This is a genomic window from Micromonospora sp. RTBAU3-60 (genome assembly GCF_054963695.1).
Window position 1 is genome coordinate 1 of sequence record NZ_JBUEGB010000160.1, and the last position, 2,417, is coordinate 2,417.

General features: G+C 71.5%; 3 protein-coding genes. 2 read left to right on the plus strand and 1 reads right to left on the minus strand.

Translation table 11 applies throughout. The features are described from left to right. Nucleotides 1-12 precede the first annotated feature (12 nt). On the plus strand, nt 13-132 hold the full coding sequence (locus ACY34I_RS40255; protein WP_462760791.1) for a zinc ribbon domain-containing protein: 120 nt from the start codon (nt 13-15) through the stop codon (nt 130-132). Nucleotides 133-253: 121 nt separating this feature from the next. Here the strand turns inward: ACY34I_RS40255 and ACY34I_RS40260 are convergent, their stop codons facing one another. Further along, nucleotides 254-1,462 (minus strand): beta-ketoacyl-[acyl-carrier-protein] synthase family protein, encoded by a 1,209-nt coding sequence (locus ACY34I_RS40260; RefSeq protein ID WP_462760787.1) that lies wholly within the window; start codon nt 1,460-1,462, stop codon nt 254-256. A gap of 283 nt (nt 1,463-1,745) precedes the next feature. On the opposite strand from ACY34I_RS40260, the gene ACY34I_RS40265 reads away from it, so the two are divergent. After that, nucleotides 1,746-2,309, plus strand: a complete 564-nt coding sequence (locus ACY34I_RS40265; RefSeq protein ID WP_462760789.1) for a DUF3995 domain-containing protein — start codon at nt 1,746-1,748, stop codon at nt 2,307-2,309. Nucleotides 2,310-2,417: the final 108 nt, after the last annotated feature.

Sequence of the window (2,417 nt, forward strand, 5' to 3'; positions counted from 1 at the left end):
ACCTGTGGACGGATCAACACCACCCTCGCCCTCAACGAGCGCACCTGGACGTGCCCGGATTGCGGGGTCGAGCACGACCGGGACATCAACGCCGCCAAGAACATCCTCGCCGCCGGGCTGGCGGAGAGGTAAAACGCCTGCGGAGCTGACAGAAGACCTCAAGGGAAAAACCTCCCGGAAAGGCAATCGGCGATGAAACAGGAAACCTCACGGGCGACCGTGAGACTCCCGGGCCTTCAGGCCCGGGAGGATGTCAAGCGAGCCGTCCAAGGATCGTGATGGCGTTGTTGCCGCCGAAGGCGAATCCGTTGACCTGGACGATGCGCGGCTGTTCGGGACGCGACTCGTTGGGCACGACGTCCAGGCCGGTCATCGCCGGGTCGGTGGTCACGTGGTTGATGGTCGGCGCGAGGAAGCCGGCCGAGATGGCCAGTGCCCCGGCCAGGGCGCTGAACCCGCTCGCCGCGCCCATCGTGTGGCCGAGCATCGATTTCACCGAGCTCATCGGCGGCAGCCGGTCGCCGAAGACCTCGCGGACCGCCGCGTACTCGGCGGCGTCGTTGGCCGGGGTGGCGGTGCCGTGGGCGCAGATGAAGTCGACCTCGTCGGGCTTGACGCCGGCGTCCTGGTGGGCCAGCCGCATGCAGCGGGCCACGCTCGTCGCGTCCGGCGCGGTCGGGTGCTTGGCGTCGCATGTGAGCCCGTAGCCGAGCACCTCGCAGTAGACGCGGGCGCCGCGGGCGCGGGCCGAGTCCAGGCTCTCCAGGAACAGCGCCACCCCGCCCTCCGCGGTGATCACCCCGGCGCGGTCCTGGTCGAACGGCGCGCACCGCTCGGCGGCGAGCGCCCCCAGCCGGTAGAAGCCGGCGTGGGCCCACCGGCACACCGAGTCGGCCCCGCCGACCACCATGTAGTCCTGCTCTCCGGTGGCGATGGCGTCGAAGGCGTACCCGAGGGCGTAGTTGCTCGCCGAGCAGGCCGTGGAGACGGTCAGCGCCGGACCGGTGAGGCCCAGTTCCCGGCTCACCGCCTCGGCGACCCGTCCCGCCGGCAGCTGGCGGGCCAGCCGCTGCGGCGTGCCCGGATACCCGTGGGCCAACCAGTGCTCGGTGAGCCGCTCCACCACCTGGGACTCGCCGCTGGTCGTACCCATGCAGACGCCGACCCGGTCGGACCGGTCCGGAACGTCGGTGGCCCCGGCGTCGGTGAGCGCGAGCCGGGCCGCCGCGGCGGCGAAGAGGCTGCTGCGGCCCCATTCGGCCGGGTGCAGCCGGGCCAGCAGGCGGTCGGGGGCGAACTCGTGCACCTCGCCGGCCCGGTCGGTCAGGAAGCCGCTGGTGTCGAAGCTGGCGATCGGCGTGATGCCGCTGCGCCCGGCGCGCAGTGCCGTCGTGAAGGCGTCGATGCCGATGCCGATGCTCGACACCGGCCCGAGCCCGGTTACCACAACCCGTCGGTTCATCACCCAGGAGTCCTTCGTGAGTCCTTGGGCCGCGTCCGTCGGCGAGCGCCGCGCGCCGCCCCGTCATCCGCAGCGTGGTCGGGTTCTCACCGTCGAGCGGCCGCCTTGTGACGGCCTCGCGGCGGCCTCGACGTCGCCTCGAACACCGGGCCGCGCCGTCGAGCGAACGTGGAGGCCGCTTCGAGGAGCACGGCAAAGCCTTGCCACGGAAGGCGGACGCGGTGGCACCGACGTCCACCGATACGATCTCGATCGACGGACGTACCCGACCACGGGAGGACCGGTGACCCGGAGCACCGCAGCGAGCACCGACGGCCAGCGCGGCGGCGGTTCCGTCGACCCGGTGCGGCGGGCCGGCGGGCGCCCTGGTCCCTGGGTCGCCTACGGCGCCTGCGTCTGGTCGCTGTTGTTCGCCGCGCTCAGCTTCTACTGGGCGGCCGGGGGTCGGGTCGGCACCGGCACCATCGGCCCGGCTGTGGAGGGGCCGGCGCTGGCCCGGGAGCCGGGCTTCGTGGCGTTGCTCTGGGCCACCGCGGTCCTCAAACTGGTCGCCGCGGCACTCGCCCTCGCGCTCCTCGACGGGCGTCCCCGCTGGCTGCCGCGCTGGATGCTGCTGCTCGCCGGCTGGGGCGCCGCCGCCCTGCTCGCCCTGTACGGTGTGGCCAACCTGGCGCAACATCTGCTGATCGTGGCCGGGGTGGTCGAGGTCCCCGCCGGGCTCGGGCGGGCCGCGCTGCCCTGGCACCTGCTGCTCTGGGATCCGGTGTGGCTCGCCGGTGGCCTGCTGTTCACTCTGGCGGCAATCCGCTACTCGACGCTTAGCATACGAACGCTACGGCACAAATAGGTAAACTAGTTCGATCATGTGCCGTAGGATCTTGCCGAGTTGGCACGAAACAATAGAGACTTACCGTTCGCGGGGACAGTTCGGCGAAAGGTAAGAGACCAATGGAGC